The organism is Pedobacter riviphilus (genome assembly GCF_014692875.1).
Taxonomy (GTDB): domain Bacteria; phylum Bacteroidota; class Bacteroidia; order Sphingobacteriales; family Sphingobacteriaceae; genus Pedobacter; species Pedobacter riviphilus.
Map to the genome: position 1 here is coordinate 2814667 of NZ_CP061171.1, position 17547 is coordinate 2832213.

Sequence of the window (17547 nt, forward strand, 5' to 3'; positions counted from 1 at the left end):
AGATGGACTTCGCTGAGCAATAGTGGTTCTCGACTACGTTGCAATCCGCTCGAAATGACGAACTCTTACGGATTATTAGTGCTGAAGCACCTTAGCGATTTCCTTCTCGATGGATTTGATCTCCTTAGGTTTAAGTTTTTTAGCAGCATCTGTTTTACCTGCTGCTACTTTACTTTCCAGATATTTTACGCCTACCCTTAAAGCTTTTAAGCCAGAAACACCTTGAAGTTCATCTAGCTCCAATTGCTCTAAATCGTCATTTAAATATCCTTGAACCTGCATATATTTAATATACTCCATATATTCTTTGGCTTCTTCAGGATTGAAATAAACCATTGCAATTTTATGGGGCTGCGTTAAACGTTCGGTTGTACCTTTAACCAATACTTTATCAATACGTTTTTTAACTACTTCATAACGGATATTATAAGCACCTTCTACATCAAAACGGCGTTCGTCGTTCCTAAAGCTAATATCAATTGCATTAGAATGGATAAAGATCAGCTGTGTGGTTTCTAATGCACGGGGCATTTCACCAATTAATCCTTTCGATAAACGCGCAATATCGACCATTGAGGTTAACTGCCATAAACGGATATTTTTAAGGTACAACAAATCAAATGGGCGGTCTGGTGCAATTTCCTGTCCGATGTAAATATCATACTCCACTCCATCAGTTCTGAATTTGGCAAAATAACAAGGGTATGAAGCCTGTAAATTAGCCTGCGATTTCTCCAGGTACTGACTCACTTCGGTATTGATCAGCTGCATCGAAATTTCCAACTGCCTGCGATTTGCAAATGCAGCACCAGTTTCTGGAACAATAACTTCGAAATAATGATCTACAAACTCAGCTGTTATCGGGTAGTTTCCTTTTATAATTGATAAGAAAGGATAAACTTCTATTTCTAAAAACTCGTTCAGTTTGTTTTCTTCGTTTGATGAAGCAAAATCGCCGATGCGTTTAATCCAGTCTTTACAATTGAATAATAGTTTATCGGTAAGTTCTAAAGAAACATGCTTACGGATGGCTTTTAAAGTATCAATTAAGCTGTTTAATTGTACTTCCATATCATCTTTTAAAGCTTTATTCCGCTCTATGGTAGAATTACGGATATCAATTGCCCCAAATAGCGGATACATGTGTTTAAAGGTGATCGTTTCGATTTCCTTTAACTTATGGTAACTGTTATTCTGCTGAAGAAAGTGCCAAACAGCCTCGTTAAACTTCCATTGTACCGATGGCTGTAAAGCGGTAAACTTATCCATCAGCACTTCATCCATTTTAGCATCAAATTCTTCGATACTGTATTGGAAAAGCTGACCGATTAAAGGCATTGCCGGACGTAACCTCGATAAAAGTTTATCGTCAACCAATACTTCCTCGCTCGAATAAACCTCTAAAACGCCTGCCAACTGCGTATTATAATATACAGGCAGTACTGAATAAGAACAAACACCAGCAGCTTTTAAAACCCTTAAAAAAGGATCTTTATCGATCTGATCGTCATTGATTGAGCTTACAAAAATTGATCGTGGGTTTTCTTTATATTTATCAACCAGCGAATAAAAAACCTCTTCTTCGAGATTGGATGATTTTGCTGAATTAATCAGCATACTCTGCGAAAATTCCCGATTATCAAAAACCAACTTATTGTTAACCGTTAAAAATGGCATTAGGCCAAATTCAAGTTTTCCGTTTCCGCTAAGCGTTTTTAAGGCATGGATGACATGCGTATAGGCTTCCGTTTGATAATTGTGGTTAACCAATGCATCGCGGATACCATCAATGGCATGTTGTAAGGTTACATCTGTTATAGAGATAATACTGAATCCTTCGAAATGAAAATTTTGTAATGGCAAATGCTCTACCAGGTACTCCAATTCAGTTTCCTCTTGAAAATGCTTGCCCAGTTCTTCAAAGTTAAGTTCAGGCAAATCGCCTTTATGTACAATATCTACAAACTTCGTATCTGTTTGGATATTATAGTACTGCGTCAGTTTTGTTTCCTGATTAATATGCGCATAAATGATCTCATTCTTTAGTACCGAGGTAAAATTATAAAAACGGCCTAAAATAACATTATAGATAAACTTAAGTTGTTTTTTCTCAACAGGCTCGTTGTCTTTGGTTACCTTATTTTTAGGATCATGATCCTTAAAAAATTTATAGAATGCGTTGGTACTAAAGAAAATCTGATCTGGAATTGGGGTACTTAGGGCCCAAAATAAATCGTCTTCATTATCCATTAAAGGGGTTAGAATAGTAAAAATCAATTCTAAAGTATCTTTATATTGGGATAATTCTTCGGCACTGATGTTGCCAAGCAGCACATCGTCTTTTTCAATTTTTTGAAGTAAAAACCTGTAAAATTCAGATTTTACCGATTTTTCTGTTTTCAATCTGCCTTTCAAATACTCCACAAGGGGCGGAAAGACAGAGATGATTCTACCTGGCAATGTATACATTCGTTTTTATGTATCTGTATTACATTGGTATTCATTGTATAAGTTTGCTATAGTGTAAAAATTATAGTTATCTATTTAATTACTAATTCTTTGCAAAGATACATACTCATTAAAGCAATGTTCGTCTGCTGAACGTAATACTTGGATATTACATCTATTAATTTGTTACACAAATTTAGTACCTAAAATTAAGCGATACGTATGGATACCAGCCATCAGACGAGTGCCCCATTACAAATCGCACAACTGTAAGTGATGCCGGAGCGAAGTAAACGCCCCCTCCTATGCCATGGTGCCATAACGTAGAGGCTTCGTCTCTTTTCCATACCCTGCCTACATCATAAAAACCCAGCAAGCCAACTTGTCCGGGTAAAACATAACTTACTAAATCGCCAAGTTTAGCACGCAATTCTAAATTATTATAAAACATATGTTCGCCGGCAAACCTAAACTGACGATAGCCCAAAAGGTTCCCTTGTCCACCTAAAAATAAAGCCTGGTAAAATGCAGGTTTACCAATGGTTACTCCCCCGCCGAAACGATCGGCCAAAATGAAGTTTTTTCTACCATCGAGGTTTTTATACAATGCTATACTCGCTGTAAATTGTCCGTAAGAGTTAGAATATTTATTAACACCTTTATATCCCAGCAGTTTGAAATCTACAAAACTACCCAAGGTTGGTAATAAATCATTATCACGCGTGTTGTTGGTAAAATTTACAAATGCCCCTGCAAACATCTTTTCGTTCCGAAAGGTAAGCGAATCAGAAGAATGTAATTGTGAAGGGTTTTCGATAAAACGGCCTATGTTATCTTCCTGGTTAAATTTATAATATTGATAGGAAGGGCCTACACTAAAAGTAGATTTAGGGCGGCGCCATCTGATTGAGGCATCCATCTGGTATAAATTAAAACGTGCACGATAATAACTGATGTTGTCGTTATCATCAAAAGGTGTTTCATTTCCCATACCAAAGAAATTCTGTGTATTATTTGGTGCAAAAGCATCAGCTTTCAACACAAAATCGCCCTTACCTAAAGCTTTTAACCATTCACCTTTATAGTTAAACCTAAAAGCTTTGGTCGAAAATGAATGCAAAAAGGAAATAGTCTGCGAATTGCCATAAGGCTGTTTTCTGAAACCAGGATTAGTCTGCTTGTAGATCAGGCCCAATAAAACACCATCATCATTATTGTAACCTGCGTTTAACAACCACATATTCCGGCGGTACATATCTTTTGGGATATAGCTGAAATTAGAAGTATCGTTAGAGATTATTTTTCTGATTTTATTGGCATCCGCTCCATTATAAGTTGCCTTATCGGTTCTACCGTATAACTTTACAGATCCGTTACTGTTTGCAAAATCGTAAACTTTAGTACCCTTGCCACCAATAATCCGCAATTTAATATTCGAGTTTTTATTGTTCAGAATCAGGCTGTCGTTACCATTGTGCATGTACACCCTAATCTCTTTGGTTACTTTCGGATCAAATTTCCGGTCGAAAAGCTCGTCTTTGATATTACCCTCTTTTGAAATTTTATTGATTTTCACGCGTAATCCATTATTATCTGCATCAGAGATCCGGATCAGCTCATTTTTATTGGTCACCTCGATATCTACAATGCGGTTAAAGAAATGATAATACTGGTTCATTAATTTTGGCAAAGTGGCTATCCGGTTGCGCAACTGTGCTAAAAAGGCATCGTGATGTAATGAGTAACTTGGTTCAGGGAGTTTTTTCAGTGCTTTTTCGAAAACAGCATCATTATAATTTGCGCAGAAATCTTTCACAATTTTATCAAATTCCTCCTCGTCTATATTGGCGGTCCAGCGGCTACTGATTTCCCTTCCCTCCCATAAAAACCAATTGATATCTTTTATACCGCGCTCATAACCCTGCATCATCGGTAATAATGATGAAGTTTGGGTGTAGCGCTGTAAAAGGCCATCTGATCTAAAAAATACCTGGTCACGATCTCTTGGCACCGGCGAATAAATGGAGCCATCTTTGGTTTTGGTTTCTTTCCAACGCCATTGGTCTTCATGCCTGTCCCAATCGCCCAACAACACATCAAATGCCCTGGCCTTTACCCAGGCAGGACCATCTAATCTATTATCATTATCGTCGGTTAGTTTTTTATCCATTTTCGGAGAACTGCTCGATTCTCCCGTTGGTTCTCTTTCTTCGAACAAACACAGGGTATTGGCAAAAACTGGTTCAAATTCTCCAAGATTATCATCAGGCGAAACCCAGCCAATAATTGGGTTGCTATGCGGGATACCGCTAGCTTTAGCGAGTTCGGGCACAACCAGCGCCGAAAATGGATGTTGTGCCGACATATTATCTTTTATAACATCCTTAGCAAAGGTTTCGCGCAATGCTGCAGGTAGCAGCACTTCTGGATATTTCTCTACACTACGCAGCACATATTCCTTGCCGTTTTTATCTTCTAACCGTAGAGAACGCGATTGATTGCCCCCACCGCGTTGTGTTGCTTTTAAACCACCCATCATCTGAGAAATCCTTAACACCGGAACCTTTGTTCTTGCGGCATATTCTTTACGGTAATTCTCGCCAAAAATAGTGCGGTGAAAATGGCCAACGCTGTCATACTCGGGTTTAATGCGTACAAAAATGCTATCAGCGGTAATTGGTTTATCTCTATTTCTTACTTTTTGAGGAATGGTTTCGAACTTTTTAATGTAACTGTAAACTCTTTTAACACTGGTATCCGAATAAATATAATATTCGTAGCGCATATCGTTGTTTTTCAATTGATCGGCCACCACATACCCCTGCTGCATTTCGTGAAACAACGAAGTTTTACCTTCTTTATTTGGCGATACTTTTGATCCCGAACCACTGATAATCTGCAATTGTTTTCCTTTAATTAACTGAAGACCATGTTCATGTCCCGCAACATAAGTTACATTAGGATAATCGCCAAATACACCGGTTACCGATTTAATCATATCCTTATACGCCGGGTGATTTAAATCCTCGGGGCTCAACAAAGTGGAACGGAGTAAAGGATATACGGAGCCTAAAACAGGTAAAGGGATGTATAAATTTCTATCCAGCGATGTTAGCGGAAAAATATGGCTCCTTAAGTTGAAATAACCGCCATGTGGGCCATAACTCTGAAATGGATGGTGCGAAGCCAAGAGAATAACCTTGTCTTTGTTCTCTTCAAGCAATTGTTCCATTTTTACCAAAACCTCATCTTTAGTCCTGCATTCGCATTCGCCATTTGGATTTGATTTATTATATGGAAAAAGCCACCATTCACTATCGTAGGCAATAATGGTTAATTTATCGGTTAATTTAATCGCTACCGGATCGGGGCATCCGTTTTCCGGTATTAATCTTAATAGTGGGTCATTCTGCGCCTTAAGAAAATCATCTTGTGCTTTGATTTTGGCCAAACCCTTAGGACCTGATTTATCCCAATCGTGATTACCGGGAACAAAATAAACCGCAGCGCCCATTTTACGCATAGGTTCGCACTGCGAACGCAGAATCTTTTTGGTTGTATCCTCTTCTACACTACCCGGCAGGCCCATTCCTGTTGGATAGATATTATCGCCCAGGTACACGACGGTTGTTTTTTTTGGAAGAATTTGCTTGGCAGCATTTTTTAAATCATGCATTTGCGCAGGATTCATTTCGCCTGCATCGCCAAAAAGAATTACACGATATTTTACATCATCCTGAGCAAAGGCAATGAAGTTGAATAAAAATAAGATGGTAAAAAAGGTAAATCTTTTAATCATAGACTCAGCGTTTGTATAAAGATAGTTATTTTAAAATTTATTTTATTTCTTGGGGAATTTTCCCATCCGCCCCGCCATGCTGAATTTACTTCAGCATCTATAACAGGAAAGATCCTGAAATAAATTCAGGGTGACGACTGCATTAGGACACCACTACCAAAATCTACTTTTTCAATTTAAACATTAAAATATTTCCGGCAGCTAAAGTTCCGCCTTCATTAGAAATGTAAAGGTTATTATCACGGTCAAAAGCAATACCTTCTGGCTGATTAAACAAGCCTGGGTTTAATGGGTATGTAGCTTTAACCTTGAAATCGGTATCGGTAACCACAAGTAATTTGTTTACAGAAGAAAGCACATACCACTCATTGGTTTTTGGATTTTTAGCCAATGCTGATGGACGGAACCTTGATTTTGAACTTCCAGACAATTTTTCAATGTCTTTGTGCGACAGGCTAAACTCTCCGCCAGGTGTTAACGAAGCGTCAGCACCAAACTTAAAGGCATAAATGCTTGATGCTTTTGCTTTCGAATCAGGTTTGCTATCCTTAGTCAAAACATAAACCATGCTGTTTTTTTCATCCGCAGCCAGTCCTTCATATTCTGCCTTTGGTACCAAATCTTTGGTTTTAATCACATTGGCAACTTCTGGCTTGTTTATTTCCGAAATCGGGAAAGTGTGCAGTTCGCCATTGCTTTTTAACACAATGAAATAATTTTTAATGATGGTTAAGTCTTCATAATCGCCTTTACCTCCAAATTTGGTAAATTTCGATTCTTTATCATTTAAACCTAAATGAAAGAGGTCTCCATCTTCATCCTGAATTGCAAATACTTCTTTCGGATCGCCATTATGAAATACAATTCCAGAAATTTCGAAAAGATTTTGCGGCATATTATATTTTACCGGATTTGCCAAATCATAAGGAAGCGTTGATTTTTCTGCTCCGTTATTGGAAACAGTTTCTGTTGAATCGTTCTTTTTATCATCGCGGTTAGCATTTACGCACGAAATGCCCAAAAAGGCAACTGAAATTAGCAAGCTAGAGGCGAGGAAAGTTTTATTGTATTTCATAAGGGTAAATTTAATGTCCATGGTCTGTGTCCCCACAGACCATCAATAAGTAAAATCATGTGGTCTGTGAGGACACAGACCACGGCATTATTTATTTTTTAATAGCTCATAAATATCGTGTTGAGACGCAACAAGGGGTTCACTTCTTTTAACAGGAATATTATTCATGTTTTCATCTATACAAACCGCCTGTACGTTATCTTGTCTTTGGATTTCGATAATATTTATCATTTCTTGTTTAATCTGCTCATTATAAATCGGAAAGCAAACTTCAATTCTTCTATAAATATTCCGGTTCATCCAATCGGCCGAGCCCAGGTATACATCATTCTTTCCTAAATTATGGAAAATAAAAACACGTCCATGCTCCAGATAACGATCAACAATGCGGATAACCTTAATATTTTCGCTCATTCCTGTTACGCCTGGAATTAAGCGGCAAATGCTTCGTACAATCATTTCGATCTTTACACCTGCCGATGATGCCTCGTAAAGTTTGTTAATTAAAACTTTCTCTTCGAGATTGTTCATTTTAATGGTAATACCCGATGGTTTACCTTGTTTGGCATGTTCAATTTCTCTATCTATCAAATGAAGAAAAACTTGTTGTAAATTAAACTGAGCCACCAATAAATGATTAAATTTAACCTGGTCAGGAGCGGTAGGTTTAACCCTTTTGGCCAGAAAAATAAAAAGTAGCTCTACCTCACGCAGCATTTCTTTATTGGCCGTCATTAAAATATGATCGGTATAAAAGGCAGCTGTACTTTCGTTAAAATTTCCGGTTGCAAACAAACCAGAATAATGCATCCGATCACCTGTCTGGCGTTTTACCAGGGCTACTTTGGCATGTACTTTTAAAGCGGTAACACTGTAAATAATATCAACGCCAACCTCCTTCATTTTCTTGGCCCATTTGATGTTGTTGGCCTCATCAAAACGGGCTTTAAGCTCAACCAAAACCGTAACTTTTTTACCATTTTTTGCAGCGCTGATTAATGCATTTACAATTTTCGAATCGCTGGCTACACGATAGAGTGTAACGTAGATTTCCTTAACTTCGGCATCAATAGCAGCTTCATTAAAAAAGCGCAACACGCTATCATAACTCTGGTAAGGTGTATGTACAATGATATCGTTTTTATAAATAGCCTCGGTTAACGATCCATCTATCAAATCTGTATTACATAGTTTTGGCCAGTTTTGGTTAGATAGTTTTGGGGAATTAACCGGAAAACCCATAAAATCTTTCAGGTTATGGTACTGGCCGCCTTCTATCCTATTTGCTTTTTTAAGGTTGAAAAGCTTTTTGAGTAATTCGAAAACGTTGGCCGGTATGCCTGGTTGATGGAGAAAACGTGTGGCTAAACCAGAGTCGCGTTTTAACAATTGTTTTTCCAGCTGTTCTGATAAACTGCCTGAATATTCATCTTTCAGATCTATTTCGGCATCCCTGGTAATTTTAAAACTATAACATCCGGTAACTTCGCCTTCCGGAAAAACGCGGTCTAAATGAAACCGCACTATATCATCCAAAAAAACGATGAAGGTTTCATCAGCTGTTTCTACCTTGTAAAAACGGGCTAACTGGTTGGAAGGGATATTTAAAATAACCACTTCTGCATCTTCTTTCTTTTTTAGCGTAATCAGAAAATACAGCTCATTATTTGAAGGAAAGAAATTGGAATTGGCATTAATATAAACAGGCTGCAAAAAGGCCATTACCTGGCTCAAAAAATACCGGGTTATACTTTTCTGAATTTCGGAGGGGAATGGCTGTCCATAAATTAAGTTAATCTTATTCTCTTTGAGCAACGGAATAAGATCTGATTTAAGTACCTTGCCATAACGTTGTTGCTGTTCAGAAATAAGCTGATTGGCCGTGTTGAGCAGATTATCATCAATACGAATATCATTATCTTCCTTATTGCTCAATTTCTCTAAAGCGAGTAACACTGGCATCCTTACGCGATAAAACTCATCAAGATTGGAAGAGAATATAGATAAAAATTTAATGCGTTCTAAAAGCGGAACAGTGTTTCGCTCTGCTTCCATTAAAATGCGCTCGTTAAACTTTAACCAACTTAAATCTCTGTTAAAAAAAGAGGTTTCTACTATCTGTTCCATTAAAGTTTACCGTAAGCTGCGTAAGCAATCACAAATGCAAATACTGCTGCAATTAAACCAAACATGAAAATATTATAGGCCAGGCGGATCAGTTTATACTTTCTACCCAAAACTACGCCTTGCGAGTACACATCGGTAATTAATGTTCCATATAAAAAATCTTTATCGTTCATTACCTTAATCATGCCATCGGTATAGCTAGGTAAGCTCATTTTATAAAAGTTACCGAAAAACAATAAATTCACCTTCTTATTATCCATATCTTCCTGAGTGAATTCTCCCTTAGGAATAGACGGGCGGGTAGATAAAATGGAAACCACCACGCAGGTTAAACTCACCAATAATAAAATAAATGTGGGGATAATCAGGTTGCCGTGATCTTCCAACCGCCTTAACAATAAACTCACGATTAAGGAAAGCATGATCGAATTTACCGTAATCAGGATATGCGCCTTGTTATCGGCCATATCGCTTAGGCGTTGGTTATTGGCAGAGGTAATCCTAAACATCGTTTCAATACCTTTATCAGGCCGATCGTCTTTATCTTTCTTTTTTTTGTCTTTCTCTTTCTCTTTTACAATCGCTGGTGCAAAATTTACGGGTTCGGCCAATTCGGTACTAATTTCTTCCTGTGCTGTTAATTTGCTTTTCAGTTTTTCGATGTTTTTTTGTTTCTGATCGTTTAACAGCAGATTGGCATAATCGGTATGGTAATGATGCGATTCCATAAACTGGATATCCTTTTTACGCCAATCGAGCTTACTGATATCTTTTTTATAGATCAGTTCATTTTCCTTATGCATCAATTTCCCTTTTGCACGGAAATCGGGCAGACCTAAATGGAACAGATCTGCATCGCAGATAATTCTATCAATTTCATTTTTAGGTTTCTGGGGAATTTTAGTGGCCAGTATTGCGCTTTTAACATGATCACGGATTTCTTGATTAACCTGATGCTTTGCTAAAAAAGCATCAGCCAGCTCTGCTCCTTTTGCTTCGTGGTTTAATGCATCTTCAAAATAACCTGTATCATGAAAATAGGCTGCAACCGTTACAGAAAAAAAATCCTGCTCATTCAGCTGGTAATGATTGGCTATTTGCTGCGCAGCATTTACCACTTCTTGCGTGTGTTCCAGGTTATGATAAACTAAGCGTGGATCGTTATGGGTATGGAAGTAATGGCTAACATGCTTTTCTACATCTTCCTGCAATTGTTTATAGTTCATGAGCGTATTGGGGTTACGATAATTTAATATGATGAAGGAAATGCATTTCTTGAAAATCTTTAAGTCTAAAAATTATATTTTATGATTATAAAATTACGCTAATTTTTTAAAAACAATACTGATCTCTTCCTTAACAATAATAATGCCTTGTTTATTTTACAATAAGATTTAGAAATGGTTGATTTTTAAACTACAAATTATATGCAGTTAGGCCTATTCTCGTTCAAAAAAGTTTATAATCTGATATACACCTATCCATATTTTTGGTTCAATGTTTTAAACCTTTTAAGGTTTGTTTAGTCTGTAAACTTCTAGGAAATTATATGTGGAGATTATTTTCCGCCGGTCAATCGCCATTCATTTTACTGTACTGATTTAGCACGAGGAACAGAAAAAGCGTTTCAGGTTTGACTAAAATACCATCGAATTTGGCTAACACACCCTAAGCGGGTTATTTCAGCCTTTCAGAGGGTTATTTTGAACGAAATGAAAACAAAATAAGCAAGATAAATGGCCAAAAATTTTGATCGAATTATATTTTCCGGTAAGCGGTATCCTACATTATTATTATTCGACAGAAAAAAGGATATTCTAATTATTTAGAATATCCTTTCTGTTTAAATACAATATTTTTCGTTTCCTGCTGATCCGCTGAAAAGGATGTGGATTTAGATGAGTACCTGTTATTTTTCCGATGAATTATTTTACGGCATAATCAAAAGCCTTAAATTTTTGAAAAACATTAGCCGCGCAACCCAATAAACCGGCCTTATTACCTAACTTGGCGGCAACCACCAGTTCATTGCCAGGCGCAACCGGCACTGCTAAAGTTTTTATCCTTCTTTCTATTTCTCTAACATAAAAAGCTCCAGATTCACTTATGCCCCCACCAATTACAATTTTTTGCGGACTAAATACATTTATAAAACTAATAATGCCCGTAGCCAGATAATCGAAATGCGATTCCATGGCTTCAACTGCATATTCTTCTCTAGCCAGGTATTTTTCTACCATATATTTACCATCAATCTCTTCTGGTGAATTAGGGTTGATGGCATGATAATGGTTAAGCAGAGCCGATACCGATGCATACGCTTCTAAACAACCGCTGCCTCCGCAGGCACAGGCAGCCCCACGGTGTTGCACAACAATATGCCCTAACTCTGTGCCTCTATTTCTAAATCCTCCGTAAAGCTTGTTATCAATCATCACTGCGCCACCTATTCCCGTACCCACTGTAAGAAAAACCACATCACTACAATCTTTGGCAGCGCCGTAAGTCATCTCTCCTAGCCCCATTAAATTGGCATCGTTATCCATTACAATATTATAACGTGTTACTTCCTGCAGAATTTCGCCTAAAGCCAATTGTTTAAATCCTGGTAAATTATCTGCACCAGCAATAATCTTATTGTTGTAAATAATCCCCGGAAAGCCAATACCCACTCCAAGAATAGGATTTTTAATTTTTTTAGCACAGGTATTAATCGCCTCTACAATAAGTGCAATAATAGCCCCTTGCGTTTTCGCATTTTTTAACGATACAATAATGGAATATAAAATTTCGCCATTTTGATTTACTACTCCACATTTAAGCGAAGAGCCACCAACATCAATTCCGATAGCACAAGATTGTTCCACGTTGAAACTATTTAAATTAACCATATACCGAACTTAGTTTAAATCTTTTTTGCATTACTTTAATAAATATGTTTTTATCATTTTTCAATTCAGCATTTAAATATAGAATAAAATAGAATTAATGAAGCCATTAAACAACATATTTTCAACTAAAAACCTTAAATATTGATAAATTTTCAAAAAAATACCCTAAAAACTATCAATAAGCATAAAAAATATCCACTGAATTAAAATATAACTTAACCAAATACAAATATCTCTACTAATAACAAAAACATTTGCACTGTTATAGGCTAAAAAACTTACAAATACCTTTTTCTCCAAACTTGCATCATATATACATTTATTGCCCATTGGTCGGCAACTGGAAGATTGGTAAACGGAACGGTTTGCATATAACTGGGCGGGCCAAATTCAGTTAACATAGTCAGGATTTTACCCTGTTGTTTTTTTATGGCAACAACTTTGTCCCACCAGGCAAAATGCGCTTCAACTGCTTGCTTCCATTCCGGAGCTCTTGGATCGCTTACTTGTGGCCCTTCTGCATGGCCAACCCTGGCGTGAACATGATCGGTACGTGAAATGGCAAGTTCCACGGTTTCTGGTTGATCTTCGAGTAAACTTTCGCTCACATTACACCAATGAGAAATATCGAGGGTTAGCCTTAAATCAGGGTTTTCCTGTAAATATGGTAATGATGCAGGAGCCGAATAAAGCATACGCGACCGATGGGTTTCATGATAAATTGGAACACCCGTTTCCTGAGCATACTGAACTGTAAAATCAATGAATTTTTTGTTGTCTTGATATTGAAAAAAGTCCTTTCCGGAATGAACATTTATATACAATGGCTTTTGATATTGATGTTCAATGGCTTCTTTAAGTACTTTTTTAAAAGTTGCAAAATGTGGTACCGGAAGGGTTTCATCTCCACGGCAAAGAAAACCCACTTCTAATTGATATTTTTTTAATGCTTTAAATAATTCTTCGGCAATTTCTGCCGACCAAAGGATTTCTATTCCATCATAACCTGAGTCTTTAGCCTTTTTGCAAAAATCGGTTACTGAGCCATTAAAGCCCCAATAAGGCGCCATGATTTTTAGTGCGAAACCATTTGTCGATTTCTCAGATCCAGAAAAAGGCATACTAAATGTTTCCATTGACGTTAAAAATAAAGCAGATGTGAGTGCCAGGCTACCACCAATAAAATCGCGTCGGTTATATTTCATTTGATATATCTTTTAGAGGTTTAAGTTACACATTTTTAGTTTTTGAAAAATTTAGTTCATTTTGAAAGATGGTTTCATTTATAAATCAATGGAATAAAAAGCAAAAAACACCATTAATACAAAAAGAGGTTGTATCATAGGTAAAAATGATCAACCTCTTATGTACTTTAAATATTTAAACTTATTAATTTAAAATAATAAGTTTAGATGTACCCTAAAACAATTTAAATCCTACAGATAGATTAAACAGACCACTTTTTTCACCTAGTCCCTTATTAATTTTAGTAAGGCCCCTGCTGTATCTGGCATCGATACTGATGTTGCCAATATCTACCCCGGCATTAATCACTCCGCCAAAATTAAGTTTTTTATAATCAAAGCCAACTGGCCCTTTTGCTTCGTTGAGGGTATAATTAACATCAGGGCCCGCAGAAACCCTGAAATTTAAAGCTTCGGTATCGATCAGTTTGTAACCCACCATAAGCGGTAAATTAAGTTGGTTAAATTTTGGTGTATAAGTGTTAGCTGCATAAACATAGGAACTCTTAAAGCTAACATAGTTCAACTCTGGTTGAAAATATAGTGATTTACCAACACGTGCAAATACCCCCAAATTATAACCTACCTTTCCTTTTTTATCCGTTATAGCCTTTAAACTTGTTGGTAATGTTCCATAGTTTACACCAGCTTTTACACCAAATACCAGGTCAGAATCTTGTGCTTTTGCCGCCCCCGCTGTAATAACCATAACAGCAACTAATAAATAAAACTTGTTCATTTTCATACTTTTTGTTTTTTAAATAATTGAATATTTATTGTGTTTTTGAAAGTATGACAACAACATTTGTATTTACCCCTACGCCATTTTAAAAAAATATGAATTGATCTTAGGAAGACTATACCCCTTAAAATTGCCTATGTAGCACAAAACAAACAGGCTGTTATAAGTCCTGAAAAATAGTTATTAGGCAAATAGACTCTTATTGTTGATGTGGGTTTATGGTTCTCTCCTGCATATCGCGCTAATGGATGATTTAAGCCCGCGCATATTTTCGTTTGTATTCTACAGGCGATAGCCCCGTAATGCGTTTAAAGATTTTCCTAAATGCTTTCAAATCGTTATAGCCTGTATCTTCCATAATAAATGGCAGGTCTTTATGGTTCATTTCGATGGCTTTTTTTGCTGATTCTATCCTTACCCTTTGCAGATATTCGAAGGGTGTATTATTGGTGGCGGCCTTAAACCGACGGATAAAATTACGCTTACCCATATTAACCAGACTGGATACCTCGTCCATCGCGATTTCGTTCTGGTAGTTTTCTTCAATATACTGTTGGGCTTTCAAAATGTCTTTATCATCATGTTGATGCTGACCGGTAAATACCTTAAAATGTGCCTGACTGGTCCTATCCATCTCAATAGCAAACATCTTGCTGATCCATAAAGCAGCTTCGCGGCCACAAAATTTCTCGATCAGGTAAAGGATCAGTTTAAGTGAAGAAAATGCCCCACCACTGGTATAAACGCCATCCTGATCAGTAGTAACCAAATCGCTTTTCATCCTGATTTTAGGGTAACGTTTCTGCATATCGGCTGCTACCGCCCAGTGTGAGGTTACTTCCTTATCATCAAGCAAACCTGCTTCGGCCAAAAAGTAACTGCCAACGCATAAACTGGCCACCTCAGTTCGGGAGGCATACCTCTCCTTGATCCACCTGATGGCTGCTTGATTTCTGTCTAAAACGCCTTCATTGCCTACACTGAATGAGGGGATTATAATCAGGTTAACCTCTTGTACCTCCTCATAATTTAACAACTGAATATTGGCATTGTTAAAATGAAAAGGGATTTCGTGGTCTTTCTCTGCCACCAAACTTAGCGCAAATACAGGCTTTTTACCAACACGTTCCATATAACGGTTGGCACCACTCAATAAATCTACCACACCCGTAACCGATGAAGGAACAGCTTCATCGAAGATATAAAGGCAAACATTTAACATAATAAATAGTTATTTTAAGGATACCTAAATTAGGCATTTTTTTTGTCACTTTCATGCCTCTAAGTTGTCATTTATGCCACCTAAATGGTATCCATAATCCGTAGAGATTTGTAAACAGATAAAGCAATAGAAACAATGGGCAAATTAAATGTATTCAATTTTATCAGTTTGGATGGCTATTATAAGGATGCCAACAATGGCATAAACTGGCATCAACACGGCCAGGAAGAGGCCGAATTTAGTGCAAAAAATCTGGAGTACGATAGTATCCTGCTCTTCGGCCGGATAACTTATGAAATGATGGCATCGTGGTGGCCATCGCAAAACGCTATTAATGCAATGCCCGGGGTAGCCAATGGTATGAACCGGGCCGAAAAGATTGTATGCTCCAATACGCTGCAACACGCCTATTGGCAAAATACACGGATAATGAGTAGAGATATAGTGGCTCAGATAGCTGAACTGAAGAAAACATCGCCAAAAGATATTACCATTTTAGGCAGTGGCAATCTGAGTGCACAACTGGCTGAAGCAGGCTTGATTAACACTTATCAAATCATGATCGATCCGGTAGCCATTGGCAAAGGCACTTCCATTTTTAGTGGCATAAAAGGGCAATTGAATTTGAAATTAACCGATACCCGAAGCTTTAAAAGCGGCACCGTATTGTTGAGTTACGAAGCATTATAACTAAGAATCGATATTTAAATACGATAACCATGAAAACAAAAATTTGGGCCAATTTAGGCGTTAAAAAGGTAGAGAAAAGCAGCGCCTTTTATACCAAACTAGGCTTTGAAAAAAATGCGGGACTCGAAAGCGATGAGTTAGCCAGCTTTTTATTTGGAGCGGATAATTTTGTGATCCACTTTTTTAAAGAGGATAGTTTAAAAAAAGGCATGAAAGGCGAACTGGCCGATTTGAGCAAGGGCACTGAAGTCATTTTTACCCTTTCGGCCGAAACAAAAGAAGAGGTAGATGAATGGGCTGTAAAAGTAAAAAATGCGGGCGGTTCTGTATTCTCGCCACCAGAAGAATTTCAGGGCATGTACGGTTGCGCCTTTGCCGACCCAGACGGGCATAAGTTTAATATACTGAAGTGGAAGTAGGTATATGCAAGCGGTCTGTTTTATTAGAGGCCACGGCAGATATGTCGTAAAAGCGAGTCTCTTAGGCATGCTTTATGACCAAAAACCCCTCCAAAGTTACTTTAGAGGGGTTTAAGTTATGAGGTTAGCTGGTTTATGTATTTTAGAAAATATAATTCCTTTAAATTAAGCATCTGGTATTTCTGGCTCTACCAGCTTCGCTAGCTTTTCTAGCGATTCCTGCCAGCCCAGGTAGCACATCTCTACAGGTATAGCTGATGGAATCCCCTCTTGTGAAATTTTAATTTCGGTACCCACTAAGGTCTTTTTTAACCAAACAGAGGTAATCATCTCACCAGGCAGATTTGGATCATCAAACTGATCGGTATACTTTAGAAACTCGTTTGGTGTAATTTCAAGGTATTTCCCGCCGAATGAATGACCATTGGAAGTAGAAAAATTTTGAAAGGACATTTTAAAAGAACCTCCCAATGCCACTGTCATTTCGTGAACAGTACAAAGAAAGCCATATGGAGGTAACCATGAAGCAATTGCCAAAGGTTCGGTAAATGCACGGTATACTTTTTCTGGCGACGCTTTTAAAACTCTGTGCAATGAAACGGTGTTGTTCGACATAAAATTATTTTTTAATTCCCTACTCTTTAGGCTTTTCGGTTTCGCCCGTTTTTGGAGTGGTAGCTGCTCCACCATATGGTCAGGTTTTTAATATTAATTCCTGACTATACAAAGATGGCATGTAAATTCGGGTTTGCCAGTGGCAATATGCGACAATGTTAGTGGGGCTTTACGCCCAGACTAAGCGTATTTTTTAAAAAAAACATTGTAACTATTTGATTACATATAATTTGTTTATATATTAGATTTATCTGATCAATACATTTTAACCTAAA

Annotated in this window: 12 protein-coding genes; 2 read left to right on the forward strand and 10 right to left on the reverse strand. The window is 37.4% G+C overall.

Annotated elements, in window-relative coordinates; genetic code table 11:
• Window positions 1-75: 75 nt before the first annotated feature.
• From H9N25_RS11580 to H9N25_RS11620, 9 genes are all read right to left on the reverse strand, one after another.
• A complete protein-coding gene (locus H9N25_RS11580; protein ID WP_190328990.1) occupies window positions 76-2469 on the reverse strand; it encodes a GAF domain-containing protein in 2394 nt (797 codons plus the stop codon).
• 175 nt (window positions 2470-2644) lie between these two features.
• Window positions 2645-6247 (reverse strand): BamA/TamA family outer membrane protein, encoded by a 3603-nt coding sequence (locus H9N25_RS11585; protein ID WP_190328991.1) that lies wholly within the window; start codon window positions 6245-6247, stop codon window positions 2645-2647.
• A gap of 163 nt (window positions 6248-6410) precedes the next feature.
• The gene (locus H9N25_RS11590) at window positions 6411-7322 is read right to left on the reverse strand and encodes an SdiA-regulated domain-containing protein (protein ID WP_190328992.1); all 912 of its coding nucleotides are present in this window, start codon (window positions 7320-7322) and stop codon (window positions 6411-6413) included.
• Window positions 7323-7409: 87 nt separating this feature from the next.
• Window positions 7410-9449, reverse strand: coding sequence for a polyphosphate kinase 1 (gene ppk1, locus H9N25_RS11595; protein ID WP_190328993.1), 2040 nt, complete (start codon window positions 9447-9449; stop codon window positions 7410-7412).
• Window positions 9449-10675, reverse strand: a complete 1227-nt coding sequence (locus tag H9N25_RS11600; protein ID WP_190328994.1) for a Pycsar system effector family protein — start codon at window positions 10673-10675, stop codon at window positions 9449-9451. The genes ppk1 and H9N25_RS11600 overlap by 1 nt, the downstream gene beginning before the upstream one ends.
• 699 nt (window positions 10676-11374) lie before the next feature.
• On the reverse strand, window positions 11375-12316 hold the full coding sequence (locus tag H9N25_RS11605; RefSeq protein WP_223833723.1) for an ROK family protein: 942 nt from the start codon (window positions 12314-12316) through the stop codon (window positions 11375-11377).
• A 302-nt stretch (window positions 12317-12618) separates the two neighbouring features.
• The gene (locus H9N25_RS11610) at window positions 12619-13545 is read right to left on the reverse strand and encodes a sugar phosphate isomerase/epimerase family protein (protein ID WP_190328996.1); all 927 of its coding nucleotides are present in this window, start codon (window positions 13543-13545) and stop codon (window positions 12619-12621) included.
• Between the two features lie 214 nt (window positions 13546-13759).
• Complete coding sequence (locus H9N25_RS11615; RefSeq protein ID WP_190328997.1) at window positions 13760-14323, reverse strand: porin family protein; 564 nt, start codon at window positions 14321-14323, stop codon at window positions 13760-13762.
• A gap of 256 nt (window positions 14324-14579) precedes the next feature.
• On the reverse strand, window positions 14580-15548 hold the full coding sequence (locus H9N25_RS11620) for a GlxA family transcriptional regulator (protein WP_190328998.1): 969 nt from the start codon (window positions 15546-15548) through the stop codon (window positions 14580-14582).
• Between the two features lie 135 nt (window positions 15549-15683).
• Between H9N25_RS11620 and H9N25_RS11625 the strand changes: the two genes are divergently transcribed.
• The gene (locus H9N25_RS11625; protein WP_190328999.1) at window positions 15684-16238 is read left to right on the forward strand and encodes a dihydrofolate reductase family protein; all 555 of its coding nucleotides are present in this window, start codon (window positions 15684-15686) and stop codon (window positions 16236-16238) included.
• 29 nt (window positions 16239-16267) lie between these two features.
• Window positions 16268-16657: a VOC family protein gene (locus H9N25_RS11630; RefSeq protein ID WP_190329000.1), complete on the forward strand. Its 390-nt coding sequence runs from the start codon at window positions 16268-16270 to the stop codon at window positions 16655-16657.
• A 165-nt stretch (window positions 16658-16822) separates the two neighbouring features.
• On the opposite strand, the gene H9N25_RS11635 is transcribed toward H9N25_RS11630, so the two are convergent.
• The gene (locus H9N25_RS11635; protein ID WP_167294934.1) at window positions 16823-17272 is read right to left on the reverse strand and encodes an SRPBCC family protein; all 450 of its coding nucleotides are present in this window, start codon (window positions 17270-17272) and stop codon (window positions 16823-16825) included.
• Between the last annotated feature and the right edge of the window lie 275 nt (window positions 17273-17547).